Origin of the sequence: Maribacter stanieri (assembly GCF_900112245.1) — a bacterium.
Lineage (GTDB): Bacteria > Bacteroidota > Bacteroidia > Flavobacteriales > Flavobacteriaceae > Maribacter > Maribacter stanieri.
Genome location: NZ_FOYX01000003.1, coordinates 706,827 through 723,763 on the forward strand (window position 1 = coordinate 706,827; position 16,937 = coordinate 723,763).

Sequence of the window (16,937 nt, forward strand, 5' to 3'; positions counted from 1 at the left end):
GCTAATGTTAATTGTTATTCTTGTACTCCGTAGTCATCATAAGAAGAAATTAAGGAGCCTTAATCCTTACTTATTCTTGGCATATCCTATATTCTCCTCCTAGTGTAAGTGAATTTTCATTATAAATTAATTATTGTTTCACCTCATTTTTTAATGCTTTATTCTGGTCAAAAGCGGTAATATTCTCTAACGTGGTAATGGTAATTTGATCCATAGCTTCTTTAGTAAAATATGCCTGGTGAGAGGTAATCAAAACATTTGGGAAGCTTAACAGTCTTAAAATCATATCATCTTCTATAATGATTTCGGACAAATCTTCAAAAAACAGGTTTTCTTCCTGTTCATATACATCAATACCTAAATATCCAATTTTCTTATTCTTAAGTCCTTCTATGGCATCTTCCGTTTTAATCAATGCCCCACGACTGGTATTAATAATCATAACCCCGTCTTTCATGGTTTCTATTGAAGCTTTATTTACCAGATGTTTGGTATGCTTGTTTAGCGGGCAATGAAGCGATAACACATCTGCTTGTTCAAAAACCTTTTCTAATGACATATATTCCACACCAAGTGCTGTTACATTTTCATTCTCTGCAATATCATATGCGATAATCTTACAACCGAACCCATTTAAAATCTTACAGAAAGTTTCCCCAATTTTACCAGTTCCAATGACTCCAATAGTTTTATTGCTTAAATTGAAACCTATGAGATTTTTAAGCGAAAAATTACCTTCTCTTACACGATTATAAGCTTTGTGTGTTTTTCTATTTAAAGTTAAAATTAAAGCCAAAGCATGTTCGGCAACTGCTTCTGGAGAATATGCAGGTACTCTTACCACTTTTATATTTTCCTTTGCGGCAGCGTCTAAGTCAACGTTATTATAGCCAGCACAGCGTAATGCAATTAATTTAATTCCATTTTTAGAAAGAATTTTAATTGTATTCTCATCTACAATATCATTTACAAATACACAAACCACATCACAGTCTGTAGATAGTTTAGCAGTATCAGGATTTAAAGCCGTTTCGTAATATGAAAAAGAGTAGTTGTACTCTTTATTGTATTTTTCAAAATACTCTTGATCGTAAGATTTTGTACTAAAGACAGCTATTCTCATTATTGCTTTTAAATATGAAATTTAATTTGAAGATAAATATAACCCTGAAATGAACATATTGATTGAAAACAAAAGAACATTTTTTGATTTTGATTACACCGAAAAGTAAGTCTTTATATTGTTATTCTTTTTCAATAGCCTTAAACTCAGAAATCATCTCGAAAAGAGATTTAGGAGCCCTGCCTGTTGCTTTTTCAAAGTCGGACGGCACATCGTTAGCTCCAGCTTTTATCCCTTCATATATACCCGCAATAACGGTACCCATGAAATCTCCTAAAGCAGCTTTTCTATCTGCAGCATAATTGTCTACCGTTACCGAGTTGTAGATAAGATTAGTGCCATATACCTTATTGATATTTTCTGCCAACTCGCTTTGCGTTACTGGCTCACCAACCAAATTGTATACTTGACCATTGTGTTTATCTTCAATTAATAATTTGGCGTAGGCGTATCCTAATTCTTCTCTGCTAGTGTAAGTACATTTTCCTTGTCCGGCACAGTTCTCTATTCTACCTTCTTTAATATAAGTATCCAAATACTCCAAATCTGGCTCAATATAGATTCCGTTTCTACCAATTACCCATTGCAGTCCAGATGCCTGGACGTCTTTTTCTGTTTGTCTGTTGCTTTGTACTATAGGGCTAAAAGCGTTTTTATCTTCATCACCAACAATGCTCGTATATACTATTTTTTTAACGCCATTTTGTTTTGCAGCTGCTATGACATTCCTATGTTGTTGGATTCTTTTTTGAGGTTCGTCCATTCCAGAAACTAAAAGAACGGCGTCTACGCCTTGTAAAGCTGAATTAAAATCTTCACGACTATTATAATCTCCTTTTCTAATTTCTACCCCTAAATAGGCTGCCTTCTCTACAGTTCTGGCAATACCTATTACATTCTCTTTTCCTATTAAATTAATTAAGTGTTTTACAATAGACGCACCTAATTTTCCACTGGCTGATGTTACTGCTATTTTCATTTGATTTTATATTTTCCTCGATAATCGAGATTATAAGGCTCCGAGACCAGTATCGAAATTTTATCTTGGTTCTCTAAAGTATGCCTAATGGACTTGCCTAGAGGTAGCTTTTTTAAGCTACAGTAGCTTTGTTTTTTCTTCTATTGATGAATTTATCTTTTATAACGGGTATTCTAATGATAAAACCTAACCCCACAATTACGGCATATATAATCCAGGTTTTTTCTAATATGGCAACATGTAAAAGACTAAGTACAATGGCGGCATATGCCCAACTCTGAAGCTTTTTCCATGTGGCTTTTAGCTTTTTCATCCATTTTCTATTAGAAGTGAATAACAATGGAATTAGAATTAAAACAGCTATAAAACCTGCTAGGTAATTTACTTGGGTAAACGTTTCTAAAAAGCCTTCTGCCCAAATAAATATTATAAAGTGCAATAAACTCCATACTGCAGTAGCAATACCCATTGCTTGCCTAACAAATAGATTGTTAACACCGAATAGTATGAAAAATGGAGTACAGGTAAGTACAGCAGTCATCCATCGAATAGCAAATTCACCTGTAATATGGTATAACATTTCTAGGGTAGACAAACCTTCTTTACCACCGTTATCTACCAATGATAAATGGAAGCCATTAGTAATATCAATTTTAAACATATTGCTTAAAATGAATAATGGAAGTATTGCCAAAATAGCAACAATCATCCAACCATAATTTTTCTTTAAAAATGCCATATTATAATGAAGCTTTTAATTCATTCAATTCTTTTTCCAAAGCTTCAGATTTTGCTTTGAACTTTTCCATAGCTTTCTTTAATTGAACTATTTTATTAAAGGCTTCTTCATCTTGTACCGCTGTATAAACCTTTTGACCGTCAACCTCTTTTATTTTCGATTTGCTACCACAAGTTGGGCAATTTGCTACTTGACTCATAAACTTATTATTTAATTCTTATTAATACTACTTTACCTTCAAATATACTTTCTAGCATATACTTATCATTTCTACCAACTTCCTTTAAAAATGCACGAGATTCACTCATGTTGGCGTTATCAACATAAATTATTGTATTGGTATGAAAGTTTGACTCTAACATATTAAATAGTGGTTGATACAAATCTTTCCAGCCATCTAAAAACAATAAATCTATAGGCTCTTTATGGTTTTGTAAAGTTTGCATGGCATCACCAATTCTTACATCGATGATATTGGATACTTCCGCTTTCTTAAAATTCTCCATAGCCTTTTCAGCCTTTGAAGCAATTAACTCGGTGGTAATAATTCTACCTTTCGTTTCTAAGGCACCTTGCGCTAAAAATAAGGTAGAGATACCAAATGATGTTCCGAATTCTACAATATTCTTTAGCTTATTTTTCTTTATTAAATCTACTAAAAACAATCCTTGTTCTTCTGTTATAGAGAGATAGGCATGTTTAAAATCTTCAGGCTGCATTGGTCTAATTATACTCTTGACCAAACCTTTTATAATTCTAGTTTTATCGTTTTTAGCATCATTATAAAGTTCGATTAAAGTTGCTTTTATGTTTTCTTGATGTAGGACAATCATATTTTTTTATTAAATCAATTAAATTCTATTTTTAGAACTACATTATTTTTTGATACTTAATTATCAATGGAACTGGATAGCTCCCAATCAGTATAATTCAAAAAACTCTCGAAAAAAATTTTGATTCAAGAGTCTTTTGGTATACATAATTAATCTTTATTACAGTACATTAATTACTCTAGATTGATTGTGAACGATGCTCCTGGTTGAAACACAAATCCTTCTCCAATTTCTACTACTAAAACGTTATCAGAATCAATTCTAAGATTTACTGCGGCATCACTTGAGGTAAAGCTTTTTACATTATGATCTACATCAAAAGTTAAATAATAACGATCAAAAGATCCTGCTTCAATAGTTCTAAAAAGAGGACCGTAGTTAGCATCATCTGCTTGTGCAACTAGGTTATATTCAATACTATTACCGTCAATATCAATATCATACAACCCTAATAAATAAGATGGGAATTCTACACTTTCCACAATGGTAGTAGAAGCTTCTAATGATCCTGCTGGAGCGCCAAAAAGGTCTTCTATCTTTTCTTCAATACCATCCGTTATTTCTGTTCCCTGAAACGTGTTTCTAACATGAACCGTCTCTCCATTTAAAACTTGAGGAGTTATGGGCTCTTTTTCACTTACAGTAATTGAAAAAGAAGCTCCTGGCTGAAATACGAATCCTTCACCAATTTGAACCACTAAAACATTATCAGAATCAATTCTAAGATTTACAGCAGCATCGCTAGAAGTAAAACTTTTTACGTTGTGAGGTTCGTCAAAAGTTAAATAGTATCGGTCAAAAGATCCTGCTTCAATTGTTCTAAAAAAACCACCATATGTGGCATCTCCTGTTTGTGCAGTCATTTGAAAATTAATACTATTTTCATCAATATCAACGTCATACAGTCCTAGTAAATAAGATGGAAATTCTACATCATCTTCAATTGTGGCAGTTGCGGATAATGCAGTTGGGTCCGCATCTGGAAAAAATACTTCAATTGGAACTTCAGCACCATCAGTAAAAGCTGGTCCGACTCCTCCTTGAAATGTGTTTTTTATAGCAACACCGGTTCCTGTTTCAATTACTGAATTTGCCGTAATGTCAAGATTGTCGTCATCATTACTACATGATACTAACGAAATAGCTGCTATTGTTAAAGCAAAAAACAGCGTATTATATTTATAATTTTTCATCGTTTATATTATTATTATTATTTAAAAAAGTATGTGTTAATTAAAATTTACCGTTTGTATTCTTCCAATCAGATTTTGCAGGAATAGTAGCTATCACATCCCAGTGCTCAACTATTAATCCGTTCTCTAGTCTGAACAAATCATAATATGCCGTATGGTCTCCTTTTCCGAATTTTCCTTCACTAACACTTAATACAAAGTTCCCTTGCCCTAAGACCATATGAAGATTATCATACTCCATTACCAATCCGTTTTCTGCGAAATACTTCATTGCAGCTCCAAAACCTTCTAAACCGTCTGCAACCGCAGGATTATGTTGTACATATTCTTTAGGATTGATGTAACTAGCCACTTTATCCATTTGATGATTTAACAATACATCTTCAATAAATCCTCTAACTACTGCTTTATTAGCTTCAGTCTTGTCTAAATCTGTAAGTGCAGTTGCACCATCAAATTGAGTATGACCGCTTGGGTTTGGTTTTTGAACCTCTAAAAGATTATCCCAGTGCTCAACAATTAATCCGTCTTCAAAACGAAAAATATCAAATGCAGCTTTTGGTCCGAAGAAATCATATTCTGTTTGTGCAAAAACATAATCACCATCTTGAAACGCACGGACAACGTTTGCTTTAAATCCGCCTTCTGGAGCATGTTGCATTAACTCTCCAAAACCTTGTAAACCATCTGCAACACCTAAGTTGTGTTGAATGTATTTGTTTGGATTTATGTAAGAAATTGGCGTTTGATCACCTGTATTAAAGCTGTTTAACAAAGCAACTACTTTATCCTTATTTGATAACGTTACGTTTTTCAAAGAAGCTAAAGATTGGAATCTCATCATATCTATAGTAGACTGATCCATCATTCCCATAAACTCTTTGGCTACGGGAGCATTCATGAAATCATTGATTACAGCATCTGAATTTGCTTTTGTATCCCAATAAACGACTGCTACTTGTTCACCAGAATCATTGGATCCCGTAATGCGTTGTAAAAAGCCTTTTTGTTTTTCGGTAAACTTTGGACCAACACTTTTATTTACTTTATTGAAAGCTTTGATATCAGTACCCTCTTTTGTGTTGAAAGTCATTACCTCTGTAAACGTGCTATTGGTTGCCTTAAATTTATCTTTGATGGTGAAACGAGACATTTTCATGGTAGACCCTTCAATCATACTAGCATAACCAGCCACAGATTTGTCATTCATAAACTTATCCATTGACGCTTTGGCATCTGCAAGTGATTTCCAATATACCAATACAACATACTTACCTTGTTCGTCCACACCGCTTTGACGTCTAATATAACCAGGTTGTTTACTTGTAAAAGTCTCTTCTATTTCAGCATCTAGGGTATTGAATTCTAATTCACTTGCCGTGGTTTTTAGATTAAAACTAGTTACTTCTAAAACTGTTTCTATTTTTTTATCTTCTGTATTACAACTAGCTATTGCCATTGTAAAAAGACTTAATGCTATTAATTTAGATTTCATAATGTTCATTTGTTCTTAATTAGTGTTATTTAACACTACAAAACTAATGGTACATTAATCTGTTTTGATTATCAATATGATGCTAAGAATGGTAAATGTGAGATTTCTAGAATTGCTTGTTTCTGAACTCTTTAGGAGATAAATTCATGTTCTTTTTAAAGAACTTGGTAAAATTAGTGAGTTCGTCAAAACCGGCATCAAAAGCAATTTCTTTAAAGCTTTTATGTGTACTGACAATAGCTCTCTTAATTTCTAATACTACATAATTATCAATGAAAGTTTTGGCAGTATTCAAAGTGAATTCTTTCACTACCTCATTAAGGTGCTTTGTTGTAATTGAAAGCATTTCTGCATAATCTTTTACATTTCTAGTTTTTATATAATTCTCTTCTACTAAATTTTTAAACGTAATGAATACGGGATAGTGTTTTGAGTTGTTCTGTTCTGTATGGGTGCGAGAATTACGCTCTAATCGTAATAAATATAAATCTATTAAAGCTGCGACAATATTTATTTGAGCAAAGGTATTAGTGTTTCTAAGCTCTAAACTCAGCTCCTTTAAAAAGTCTTCGTTAAGAGATTCATTATTAGAGATAGGAGAGGTAATATGGTAATTATACAGATGAGAAATAATAGCTATAGAAGATTTTGAAAAATGATTTAATACAAAATCTTCGGTAAAAATTAATAGGAAACCTTCATAGTCTGCATCTTTCTGAAATGCATGTATTTGCCCTTTTGCAATTTTAAGTACCGTACCTTTTTCCAAAGGATATTCTTTTAAATCTATAGTGTGTTTTCCTGTTCCTTTTGTAACAATCAATAAGGCGAAAAAATGAATTCTATGAGATAGGGTGGGGTCATGGTCTGCCATCTCAGGTATTCTTGCGAATAACTCCGTTAGAACCAAACACTCAAAATCTTTTGTGTTATCATGACCTTGAAACGATATGTTAGGAATTTCTTTCAAATAGAATTCAAATTTATCATGGAAAAATAACTAATGTATTAAGTTAATCCTTGTAATTTATAATTAACAAAGCTTAAATAATTTACCATAACCTCCAACTATAAAATAAACAGCTGAATTATAAAGCTTAATAGTATTATGAATAGCGACCACATATCTACAATTTAATATCAGGTTAAAGTTGTATTCTAGTGCCATCTGCTTTAGCTCTATAATATATATGGTCATTGATATATAAACCTTCAGAGTTTTTGCTTGGCCAATTTTTATTATAATCCTTTGGGTGTTTCACATCAATGGCAATTACTTTTCCATTAAAATATTTTTTAGGTTTCCACTGAATGGTATGACCAACTATAACTGTTTTTGCTTTAAACTTATGTAAACCAACTTCAATATCTTCTTGGGATAAATCATCTTTGAAATAACCGCGATACCAACTAATACCTTTTTTGGTTGAAATTATTAATTGTTCGAGGTTTTTCTCTGGTTTAGGAAAATAAGAATGGTAATAATTTTTTCTATTTAATTGGTTTACCTGCTCTATTGAAACATCGTAATCAGCAATCTCTGGATGTATACCGCCATGCACAAATAGATTACCATTTATACGTTCTATGGTATTCTTACTTGCCATCCAACGGCCAATGAAAGATTGTTGGTCAAAAAGGTTATGATGTTGTTTACCTAATATTGATGCAACACTGTAATATTTATAGGATGCCGACTGATATTTTCCTTGCATATTATACAGTTCATGATTTCCTAAAATAAAATGGACATGACCTCCGTAATTCTTTGCATCTTGTTCTAGCTTATAAATAAACCAAAGAACGTTGGTAGTCGAATATCCTCTATCTACAAAATCGCCCACAAGAACCAGATGTCCTTTGCCAAAAGACCAATTTAAATTTTCATTGATAACTTTATTCTCAATTAAAAAATCTCTAAACGTTTTATACCCACTTTCAATATCTGAAATTGCTAGTATTGGTTCACCATCATCATATACACTTTTAGGTATTTCAATATTTGGTGATATGGTAAATTGAAAACTGGTAGAGTCTAATGGAAAAAAACTACTGCCTTAATATCGTCGTCTGTTTTATATTCTTTTTTATTTAAGTAAAAACCATCTGTTTTATTCCCTTTAATGTAATTAACGTTTACAATACTATCATTTTGATAGAAAACGTACGGACCTTCATTTTGTAAATTAGTACTTAATTCATTTGTTCCATAGCCCATACTGCCATGCAATGAAACCACTATAATTATTCCTATTAACAAAAGAGTAATTAGGGTTATAAAAATGTGTTTTAAATAGCGAATGATTCTTAGTTTCATGATTATTAATTTAACTGTTCGTTTTTTGATGAGTTCAAAAATCGACAGTATGCATGCTTTTAAATAATATATGTGATGAATGGCAGCTGAGGAGTGATGTATAAAATCTTAAATCATTTTTGACGAACGTTTATTAGTTAAATACTTTATAAACCTAAATTATAGCCGTTTGTCACAATTAATTAGTTGGTATTAAGATTCTACTACTTTTGTAAAATGATACCATTCTTAAAGAACAATAATTGGTTTGTAATTAAATTTATCATTGCCATTAGTATTTTAATACCCTTAGGCATTTTAACCTATGAGTTTATTGTTTTAGGAAATGAATCTGTAGTGTTTTTGGCTAATTATCCGTTAGCAATTAGTATTATAATAATTGTTTATTATTCTATAATTATTGTGTCCATCATAGTATGGTTAATATCAAAATTACTGGCACTCTTGACTCTTAAAAATGAAATGCGTAAGATTGAAATTTTACACTTACAGAGTCAGGTGAATCCTCATTTTTTCTTTAATATGCTAAACACGGTTTATGGACTTGTTGATCAAGATACCGACAAAACAAAAAAATTGATTTTAAAACTATCTGAAGTAATGCGATATAGCATTTATGAAGGAGATAAAATGACAGTAACTATAGAAGAAGAAGTTAACTACATCCATAATTTTATTGAATTGCAAAAAATAAGATATCATAAGACTATAGATGTCAAGTTCACAACTCATATTGAAAAGAATATATCAATAACTCCGTTAATGCTCATTATGCTAGTGGAAAATGCGTTTAAGCATGGTGTTGAAAATTTAAGAGAGAATGCGTATGTTCATATAACACTAAAGGTTGATGATCATAAAATGATTTTTGAAATAGAAAATAATTTTGATGAAAGTGAACCTCCCCAAAAAGAGGGAATAGGTTTATCAAATCTAAAAAGACGTTTAAAATTAGTGTATCCTAAAATGCATGAATTAACAATTGCTTCACATTCCGGAAAATACAAAGCACAACTACTAATACAATTATGATAACGTATTTGATAATTGATGATGAACCAATAGCTCATGATATCGTTAAAGGTTATTGTGACATGCTTCCTAATATGAAATTAATGAAGCATTGTTATGATGCATTAGAAGCTTTAGAATATTTGCGAAAGCATACAGTTCATTTAATATTTTTGGATTTGAATATGCCTAAGTTAAAAGGTTTTGAGTTTCTAAAAACACTATCGGTGCCACCAAAAGTTATTGTAACCACTGCTTATCAAGAACATGCCCTTGAAGGTTATGAATTAAACATTATAGATTATCTATTAAAACCCTTTTCGTTTGAACGTTTTTTAAAAGCTTTAAATAAAGCTACGTTACCAGTAAATGAAGTATTAAATCCGAAAATAGATTTAACTGAGGATGAACGAATTTTTTTATATAGTGATAAGAAGCATTACCAAGTTAAGGTATCAGATATTAAGTATGTAGAGGCTGCTGGAAATTATACCAAGGTGGTTCTAATTAAGAGTCAGTTGATTGTAAGAGAAAAATTATCCAATGTTTTAAATCTACTTTCGCCAGATATGTTCATACAGGTTCATAAATCATTTATCGTAGCAAAATTACATATCGAAATTATTGAAGGAAATAGAATAATTATACAAGGTCAACAGATTCCAATAGGTAGAATGTACAAAGAAAAGGTACTAAGCAGTCTAGATTTGTAACTTTCATAGCATACTTAATACCATTTGCAAAAAAATATATTAATTTATTCTAAAGCATTATTCCCCCAGAAGCCTCTATGCGTTGACCGTTGATCCAACGTGCATCTTCGGTGCAAAGGAAGGCTACGATGCCGCCAATATCCTCTGGCTCGCCAACGCGACCTAAAGCTGTATTTTGACTTATCAATGCTCGCTTTTTATCATTTTCTTTATTCTCACCACCACCAAAGTCTGTGGCTACAGCACCAGGTGCAACTACGTTTGCCCTGATTTTTCTATTGCTTAATTCTTTTGCCAAATATCTAGTGAATACATCTACAGCACCTTTCATACTTGCATATGCCGATGAGCCAGGCAAAGAAACTCTTACTAGTCCAGATGAGATATTAATGATTCCGCCACCATCGGATAACAATGGTGCAGCTTGCTGACTTAGAAAATACACTCCCTTTATATGAATATTCATCATTTCATCAAAATCACTTTCAGTAGTTTCTAAGAATGGTTTATAAATTCCTGTTCCCGCATTATTTACGAGATAGTCTAACTTACCAGAATCATAATTTTCTTTTAAATAGGCAGCTATCTTTTCAAAGAAAGCTTTAAAGCTGGCAGTGTTTGTAGTATCTAGTTGAAAAGCAACTCCTTTATTTCCAAGTTTTTCAATTTCAGATACCACTTCAAGTGCGGCATCTTTATTAGCGTGATATGTTATAATAACATCCAGACCTTTTTCGGCGATTTTCAATGCCATGTTTTTTCCTAATCCGCGGCTACCGCCAGTAACCAAAGCAATTTTATTTGTAGACATAATTCTATGAAACTTTAAATCTTTTTAGTGTAATCATTCGCTTTTACTAAAGTATTAAAAATGATAACTAAGCGTATTTAGATTACGTTATTCTTATATTAAAATTGAGAGTCCATAATTATGTTTTTGGATCTTTTCTAAATAATTCTATGACATCGAAAACAAGTACGCAGAAAACTACCCAAATGAATCCGGCAATAAATCCGCCAGCAATATCTGAAGGAAAATGGACTCCCAGGTAAATTCTACTTATACCAATACTTAATATTAGTAGCATTAGTATAACTATTAAAGCATATTTTATGACCTTATGAATCTTGAATTTGGTAACCAGAAAGATTAAGAATCCATAAAACGCCATAGCGCTCATGGCATGACCGCTTGGGTAACTTAATGTTTCAACGGAAACTAAATGTTCTATACCAGGTCTTGCTCGGTCAATAAATCGCTTTAACATCATATTAGATACAGTCGCCAACGCCAGAACCAAAGTAGCTTGTACCACATATTTCCATCGTTTAAAAACCAATAACGATAGCAACAAAAATATGACCAATACTATTAAATACCCATATACATCACCAACGTTGGTCATAAATTTAAAGTAACTAGTAAGGTTAGGGGAACGATAAGAAATAACATAGTCTGTTATTGTCGTATCATAGGTTGCCAATAGGTCTGTTTTTAATGTTTCGGTTAATTCTATAAATAAATTAATTCCACCAACAACAACTATTAACGCGACTATTACTGTAATTACATAAGGCAGCGTTGTATTGTATTGGTTAAGTTTATTCGCTAGAAATTCTCGTAGCGTTTTAATTAAACTAAATAAAGTTTGTTTCATGCCAAGCATCCTAAATTAGTTGTAAACATAGTAGATATTGACTATAACTAGTGTTTCATATAAATTGATAAATAGCTCGATTGAGTTAATTTGACGGATTAAGCACCAGCCAGCTAGTAATCATATTTGGTAAGGTAGGCACTGAAACCTTATCTTTATACCATAATAGAATTGTTAGAAATTATGAAATCACCCAATTGGAAAACTGCCATAGAATTTGATGATATTACCTATAAAAAATGTGACGGAGTCGCCCGTATTGCATTTAACAGACCTAATGTTAGAAATGCTTTTAGACCTCATACCACAAGTGAGTTAATTAAAGCTTTTTATGATGCACAGGAAGATACTTCCATAGGTGTAGTTTTACTTTCTGCGGAAGGTCCTTCTACCAAAGACGGAATTTGGTCTTTTTGTAGTGGTGGTGATCAAAAGGCTAGGGGAGAAAAAGGGTATGTTGGACAAGATGGGCAACATCGATTAAATATACTTGAGGTTCAACGAATGATTCGTTTTATGCCTAAAGTGGTTATTTGTGTGGTACCAGGATGGGCAGTAGGTGGCGGACATAGTTTGCACGTAGTGTGCGATATGTCTTTAGCTAGTAAAGAATATGCGATTTTTAAACAAACAGATGCAGATGTTACCAGTTTTGATGGTGGCTATGGTTCTGCATATTTAGCGAAAATGGTGGGTCAGAAAAAAGCTCGTGAAATCTTTTTCTTAGGCAGAAACTATTCTGCACAAGACGCTTTTGAAATGGGGATGGTAAATGCCGTAATACCACATGATGAGTTGGAAGATACCGCCTTTCAATGGGCACAAGAGGTTTTAGAGAAATCTCCAATCTCCATTAAAATGTTGAAGTTCTCAATGAACCTAACCGATGATGGTATGGTTGGGCAACAAGTATTTGCTGGTGAAGCAACACGATTGGCATATATGACCGAAGAAGCTAAAGAGGGTAGAAATGCATTCTTAGAAAAACGTAAACCAAATTTCGGTAAAGATAATTGGCTACCGTAAGTGGTTGTCAGTTGATGGTTGTCCGTTGATGGTTGTTCGTTGATGGTGACTTTAAAAAAGTTCATTTTATTAAAAATGAACTTTTTTAGGCTAAAGGCTAAAGGCTAAAGGCTAAAGGCTAAAGGCTAAAGGCTAAAGGCTAAAGGCTAAAGGCTAAAGGCTAAAGGCTAAAGGCTAAAGGCGCAACTGCCATCTGAATTACCCAAAACTAAAAAGAGTCTAATAAGTAAATATCAGACTCTTTTACGAGAACACTATATGAAAATGAAAAAATTTTAATTCGTTTTTAATAACACTGTAAATGTATAGATCATCTTGAGTTTCTTGAAACTATTGTTGCCATCTCGGGAGATTCTGTTGTGAAAGTCTATGTAAATGTGGTATTGTTTTAAGAAAGTTAAAATTTTAACCCTTTCATCGAATAGATTGAATTATTTCTTTAAGTAGGGTATTGAACTGCTCGTCGGTTTGTTCTTTTGTTCCTGTACGTACCACAACCAAATCTTTTGAAGGGATTATGAATATGCGTTGACCTTGAAATCCGTTAACCGAATATAGGTCAGTGGGAATGTCTTCATATTTACCTTCTGCATTCAACCAGAAATGTGCCCCATAAGTTCCGTTAGAATTTATAGTTGGTTTAGCTACATAGTCTGACCACGACTCTGAAAAAATGCGCTTACCGTTCCAATCACCTTTATTAAGATAAAGAATTCCGAATTTAGCCCAATCTCTGGTTGATGCCCATCCGTATGATGACAAAATATAATTGCCAGATAAATCGGTCTCTAAAAGCATGGAGTTCATTCCTATTTTATCAATCAACGCTTTATATGGAAAGTCTAAATATTCTTGATGTGTAGCGAACTGCTCTCTTAGAATACCAGAAAGTAAATTGGTGGTACCAGAAGAATAGTTCCATACCTCAGTAGGTGCTGCAATCACATTTTTATTGCGCTGTGCCAAGGCCATATCAGAATCTAAGAAAAGCATCTTTGTAACATCTGAAATTTTAAAATAATTTTCATCCCAAGCCAAGCCACTCTGCATTCTTAATAGGTGGTTAATGGTTATATTCCCTTTTGGATTCTTCATTCTAATCTCTTCAGAAAAAGGGGTGTCATTCATTTTAATCTTTCCTTCAAATTCTAAAATTCCATATAGCGTAGCCAAAATACTTTTAGTCATAGACCAGCCAAGAATTTTTGTGTCTTTAGAAAATCCGCGTATGTAACGCTCTCCAATAATTTGATTTTTATGAACCACTAATAGCGACTTTGTTTTTTGCTCAGGGTCATTGAACGCATTTACAAATGCTACTTCTAACTTATCATAATCTACATTCTCAAGTATTGTATCAATAATTCCTTGATTTCCATATGGAAAGGGCAGGGTGTCTTTTTCAATAAATCTATTGGGTACAATATCAAAGTTGTGTTTTGGAAACTCCTTGTTGGTTAACACGGCACCTAAACCTTCTTTATAAACAGAAGTTCTAGGCATAAGACCAAAGACTGATGCTGTAGATGATTTATCAGCCTCAGATACTTCACAATCAGACAAATTTATCAATGGCATTTCATCATGATCCACTGTAACATCCGTAGGGTCTCTATCTGCTATATTTACACTAGAAGCCATGTTTTTAGAAGCATAGCCAGATATAAGGTTTAGCTTTGGATAGTTAAAATATACGGCAGCAATAATTCCAATTAATGCAATACCCAAAAGCAATTTTAGTTTCCTCATTCTTATTTTAATTTATAGGTAATTAGATGTGTTACAATTTGTTTTCTGAAAGTTTGGTACTGAATTATACGTGGTCGATTATAATTTTTCCCATGTTTTATCTGAAGTAAGTCTAAAGCTGCCTATATGATTAAAGTTACATTCCTGAGGGGGTATCAAAGACAAAAATGTGCTCTCGTCCTTTGCTTTATATAAATGATATTCTTTGCCAACAATTGGCTCAAAACTAAACTTAGCACTGTACACTAAATTGTTATATTCAAAATTATCCATTAATTTCTTATACGAACTTTGTAATGCTTCATACTCAGCCTTAAACTGATTATTAGCACTTACAATATGCGTATTCTTCCAAGAAGTTACATCTGGCGGAGTAATTTTGGGTGCTGATACTCCGGTTGCAAAAGGGGATAGTTTTCCGTGATATTCTTGAGTTTCCTCATTGAAAACTACATTATCTGGTTTTTTGTCTTTTTTCATAGCAATACAAATTTAAATAAAAGCCTTCATTTATCACTTGCGAGATTTTAAGGGTATAGGTATCTTCCATTCTTTAATTCTGTACACAATTAATCATTCTCTTATAAATGGATTTCAAATCTTGCTTTTACTGTATTTTATTTTGCTTTTTAATATCATGTAATACAGCTGAAAAGCCATCTAAAGGTGAAATTCTTTTCAATACTAATTGTGCTAGCTGCCATATAGCACCTGCCGTAACTGATTTGCCCAAAAATATTTGGAAAGACAATGTACTACCGGCCATGGGAGCGCGTATGGGTATTATTAACGCTGAAAATCATCCGTACCATAAATTAACATTTAGGGAGCAAATGGCAGTCATCAAAACAGGCGTATATCCATCAAGACCTACTATAGACCTTGCAGATTGGGAACTACTTAAAGATTATATAATAGAACTTGCGCCAGATAGTCTCAACAATATAAATACGATTAAGAGTTCTCCGTTAACCCAATTTGAAACCAAACCAATAACTCTAGATAGTGTAAAAGGAAGTTTATATACTTTTTTAAAAATAGATACATTAAACCACTCGATTATTACTGGTTCTAGAAAAGGGGAATTAGCTAGTTATGATTTAATTAAAAAACAAAACACTGTTTTAGATTATTTTGGCTGGGCTATTATTGATGCAAAATTAGTTGGTGACAGTACCTATGTTACCAATATGGGAGTGATGGACCCAAATGAAATACCTAGAGGTAATACCGTATTGCGATATGGTAGTTCTACAGCCATTCTACAAGACTCTTTACATAGACCGGTGCATACGCTTTATACCGATTTAAATAAAAATGGTTCTGAAGAAATCGTAATTAGTGAATTTGGTGATTTAAGAGGCAAATTATCGCTATTAAAAAAAGATTCCTTTGGATTTTATAGAAAGAAGGTACTACTAAATTTACCTGGCACTTTAAGAGTAATTCCGAGAGATATGGATAAAGACGGAAAAGATGACCTAGTAGTAATGACTGCTCAAGGTGATGAATCAGTTTATATTTTATACCAAAAAGATAATTTAGAATTTGAGATTGAAAAAGTACTACGCTTTAGTCCCGTATACGGATCTAGCTGGTTTGAATTGATAGATTATAATGGTGATGGCTTCGATGATATTATAACCGTAAATGGGGATAATGCGGATAAATCTTTCGTAAACAAACCATATCATGGTATGCGAATTCATATCAACGATGGTAAAAATAATTTTAAAGAGACTTATTTTCACCCTTTAAATGGAGCAACCAGAGTAATTGCCAATGATTTTGATCAAGATGGCGATATAGATTTTGCCCTTTTAGCGACTTTTCCTGATTATAACGAACATCCTGAATTTAATTTCGTGTATTTGGAAAACATAGAGAGTAGTACGTATACCTATAATCAAAATCATTTTGAAGACACCAAAATGGCAAGATGGTTTTTAATGGATGCTGCAGATATCGATGGTGATGGAGATGAGGATATTGTATTAAGTGCATTGACATATTCGTTTACACCTGTGCCAGAATTCTTAGAAGAAGCATGGAGCGAAAGTTATACTGACCTTCTTATTTTAGAAAATAAACTACATTAGTA

At 32.7% G+C, this 16,937-nt stretch carries 18 protein-coding genes; 4 read left to right on the top strand and 14 right to left on the bottom strand.

Annotated elements, in window-relative coordinates; translation table 11 throughout:
* Window positions 1-130 precede the first annotated feature (130 nt).
* The 10 genes from BM296_RS16860 to BM296_RS19565 all read right to left on the bottom strand — a co-directional run bounded on the left by BM296_RS16860 (window position 131) and on the right by BM296_RS19565 (window position 8,679).
* A complete protein-coding gene (locus BM296_RS16860) occupies window positions 131-1,123 on the bottom strand; it encodes a 2-hydroxyacid dehydrogenase (RefSeq protein WP_091904786.1) in 993 nt (330 codons plus the stop codon).
* 121 nt (window positions 1,124-1,244) lie between these two features.
* The gene (locus BM296_RS16865) at window positions 1,245-2,102 is read right to left on the bottom strand and encodes an SDR family oxidoreductase (protein ID WP_091904789.1); all 858 of its coding nucleotides are present in this window, start codon (window positions 2,100-2,102) and stop codon (window positions 1,245-1,247) included.
* Window positions 2,103-2,214: 112 nt separating this feature from the next.
* Window positions 2,215-2,841, bottom strand: a complete 627-nt coding sequence (locus BM296_RS16870; protein WP_091904792.1) for a ferric reductase-like transmembrane domain-containing protein — start codon at window positions 2,839-2,841, stop codon at window positions 2,215-2,217.
* A gap of 1 nt (window position 2,842) precedes the next feature.
* Window positions 2,843-3,040 (bottom strand): hypothetical protein, encoded by a 198-nt coding sequence (locus tag BM296_RS16875; RefSeq protein ID WP_027066996.1) that lies wholly within the window; start codon window positions 3,038-3,040, stop codon window positions 2,843-2,845.
* A 7-nt stretch (window positions 3,041-3,047) separates the two neighbouring features.
* Window positions 3,048-3,674: an O-methyltransferase gene (locus BM296_RS16880; RefSeq protein WP_091904795.1), complete on the bottom strand. Its 627-nt coding sequence runs from the start codon at window positions 3,672-3,674 to the stop codon at window positions 3,048-3,050.
* Between the two features lie 173 nt (window positions 3,675-3,847).
* Window positions 3,848-4,867, bottom strand: coding sequence for a hypothetical protein (locus BM296_RS16885; protein ID WP_091904798.1), 1,020 nt, complete (start codon window positions 4,865-4,867; stop codon window positions 3,848-3,850).
* A 40-nt stretch (window positions 4,868-4,907) separates the two neighbouring features.
* Entirely contained in the window at window positions 4,908-6,362 is a 1,455-nt protein-coding gene (locus tag BM296_RS19660; protein WP_245787043.1) for a nuclear transport factor 2 family protein, read from the bottom strand.
* A gap of 106 nt (window positions 6,363-6,468) precedes the next feature.
* Entirely contained in the window at window positions 6,469-7,332 is an 864-nt protein-coding gene (locus tag BM296_RS16895; RefSeq protein WP_091904801.1) for an AraC family transcriptional regulator, read from the bottom strand.
* A gap of 175 nt (window positions 7,333-7,507) precedes the next feature.
* Window positions 7,508-8,374, bottom strand: a complete 867-nt coding sequence (locus BM296_RS16900; RefSeq protein ID WP_218157899.1) for a metallophosphoesterase — start codon at window positions 8,372-8,374, stop codon at window positions 7,508-7,510.
* 23 nt (window positions 8,375-8,397) lie between these two features.
* Window positions 8,398-8,679, bottom strand: a complete 282-nt coding sequence (locus BM296_RS19565) for a hypothetical protein (protein ID WP_218157897.1) — start codon at window positions 8,677-8,679, stop codon at window positions 8,398-8,400.
* Between the two features lie 216 nt (window positions 8,680-8,895).
* On the opposite strand from BM296_RS19565, the gene BM296_RS16905 reads away from it, so the two are divergent.
* Together BM296_RS16905 and BM296_RS16910 are read left to right on the top strand one after the other, a co-directional pair.
* A complete protein-coding gene (locus BM296_RS16905) occupies window positions 8,896-9,711 on the top strand; it encodes a sensor histidine kinase (protein ID WP_091904804.1) in 816 nt (271 codons plus the stop codon).
* On the top strand, window positions 9,708-10,403 hold the full coding sequence (locus tag BM296_RS16910) for a LytR/AlgR family response regulator transcription factor (RefSeq protein WP_091904807.1): 696 nt from the start codon (window positions 9,708-9,710) through the stop codon (window positions 10,401-10,403). The genes BM296_RS16905 and BM296_RS16910 overlap by 4 nt, the downstream gene beginning before the upstream one ends.
* Window positions 10,404-10,452: 49 nt before the next feature.
* On the opposite strand, the gene BM296_RS16915 is transcribed toward BM296_RS16910, so the two are convergent.
* Both BM296_RS16915 and BM296_RS16920 read right to left on the bottom strand, forming a co-directional pair.
* Complete coding sequence (locus BM296_RS16915; RefSeq protein WP_091904810.1) at window positions 10,453-11,214, bottom strand: SDR family NAD(P)-dependent oxidoreductase; 762 nt, start codon at window positions 11,212-11,214, stop codon at window positions 10,453-10,455.
* Window positions 11,215-11,332: 118 nt separating this feature from the next.
* Window positions 11,333-12,061 (bottom strand): phosphatase PAP2 family protein, encoded by a 729-nt coding sequence (locus BM296_RS16920; RefSeq protein WP_091904922.1) that lies wholly within the window; start codon window positions 12,059-12,061, stop codon window positions 11,333-11,335.
* A 183-nt stretch (window positions 12,062-12,244) separates the two neighbouring features.
* On the opposite strand from BM296_RS16920, the gene BM296_RS16925 reads away from it, so the two are divergent.
* A complete protein-coding gene (locus BM296_RS16925; RefSeq protein WP_091904812.1) occupies window positions 12,245-13,087 on the top strand; it encodes a 1,4-dihydroxy-2-naphthoyl-CoA synthase in 843 nt (280 codons plus the stop codon).
* 414 nt (window positions 13,088-13,501) lie between these two features.
* On the opposite strand, the gene BM296_RS16930 is transcribed toward BM296_RS16925, so the two are convergent.
* On the bottom strand, window positions 13,502-14,836 hold the full coding sequence (locus tag BM296_RS16930) for a serine hydrolase domain-containing protein (protein ID WP_091904814.1): 1,335 nt from the start codon (window positions 14,834-14,836) through the stop codon (window positions 13,502-13,504).
* 78 nt (window positions 14,837-14,914) lie between these two features.
* Entirely contained in the window at window positions 14,915-15,316 is a 402-nt protein-coding gene (locus BM296_RS16935; RefSeq protein WP_027067009.1) for a DUF2452 domain-containing protein, read from the bottom strand.
* 107 nt (window positions 15,317-15,423) lie between these two features.
* Here BM296_RS16935 and BM296_RS16940 point away from each other — a divergent pair, with 107 nt between their 5' ends.
* The gene (locus BM296_RS16940) at window positions 15,424-16,935 is read left to right on the top strand and encodes an FG-GAP repeat domain-containing protein (protein WP_091904817.1); all 1,512 of its coding nucleotides are present in this window, start codon (window positions 15,424-15,426) and stop codon (window positions 16,933-16,935) included.
* Window positions 16,936-16,937 lie beyond the last annotated feature (2 nt).

Bases quoted from the DNA above. Each gene is read 5' to 3' on its own strand.
- BM296_RS16860 (WP_091904786.1), bottom strand. From the start codon at position 1,123: ATGAGAATAGCTGTCTTTAGTACAAAATCTTACGATCAAGAGTATTTT.
- BM296_RS16865 (WP_091904789.1), bottom strand. From the start codon at position 2,102: ATGAAAATAGCAGTAACATCAGCCAGTGGAAAATTAGGTGCGTCTATT.
- BM296_RS16870 (WP_091904792.1), bottom strand. From the start codon at position 2,841: ATGGCATTTTTAAAGAAAAATTATGGTTGGATGATTGTTGCTATTTTG.
- BM296_RS16875 (WP_027066996.1), bottom strand. From the start codon at position 3,040: ATGAGTCAAGTAGCAAATTGCCCAACTTGTGGTAGCAAATCGAAAATA.
- BM296_RS16880 (WP_091904795.1), bottom strand. From the start codon at position 3,674: ATGATTGTCCTACATCAAGAAAACATAAAAGCAACTTTAATCGAACTT.
- BM296_RS16885 (WP_091904798.1), bottom strand. From the start codon at position 4,867: ATGAAAAATTATAAATATAATACGCTGTTTTTTGCTTTAACAATAGCA.
- BM296_RS19660 (WP_245787043.1), bottom strand. From the start codon at position 6,362: ATGAAATCTAAATTAATAGCATTAAGTCTTTTTACAATGGCAATAGCT.
- BM296_RS19565 (WP_218157897.1), bottom strand. From the start codon at position 8,679: ATGAAACTAAGAATCATTCGCTATTTAAAACACATTTTTATAACCCTA.
- BM296_RS16905 (WP_091904804.1), top strand. From the start codon at position 8,896: ATGATACCATTCTTAAAGAACAATAATTGGTTTGTAATTAAATTTATC.
- BM296_RS16910 (WP_091904807.1), top strand. From the start codon at position 9,708: ATGATAACGTATTTGATAATTGATGATGAACCAATAGCTCATGATATC.
- BM296_RS16915 (WP_091904810.1), bottom strand. From the start codon at position 11,214: ATGTCTACAAATAAAATTGCTTTGGTTACTGGCGGTAGCCGCGGATTA.
- BM296_RS16920 (WP_091904922.1), bottom strand. From the start codon at position 12,061: ATGAAACAAACTTTATTTAGTTTAATTAAAACGCTACGAGAATTTCTA.
- BM296_RS16925 (WP_091904812.1), top strand. From the start codon at position 12,245: ATGAAATCACCCAATTGGAAAACTGCCATAGAATTTGATGATATTACC.
- BM296_RS16930 (WP_091904814.1), bottom strand. From the start codon at position 14,836: ATGAGGAAACTAAAATTGCTTTTGGGTATTGCATTAATTGGAATTATT.
- BM296_RS16935 (WP_027067009.1), bottom strand. From the start codon at position 15,316: ATGAAAAAAGACAAAAAACCAGATAATGTAGTTTTCAATGAGGAAACT.
- BM296_RS16940 (WP_091904817.1), top strand. From the start codon at position 15,424: ATGGATTTCAAATCTTGCTTTTACTGTATTTTATTTTGCTTTTTAATA.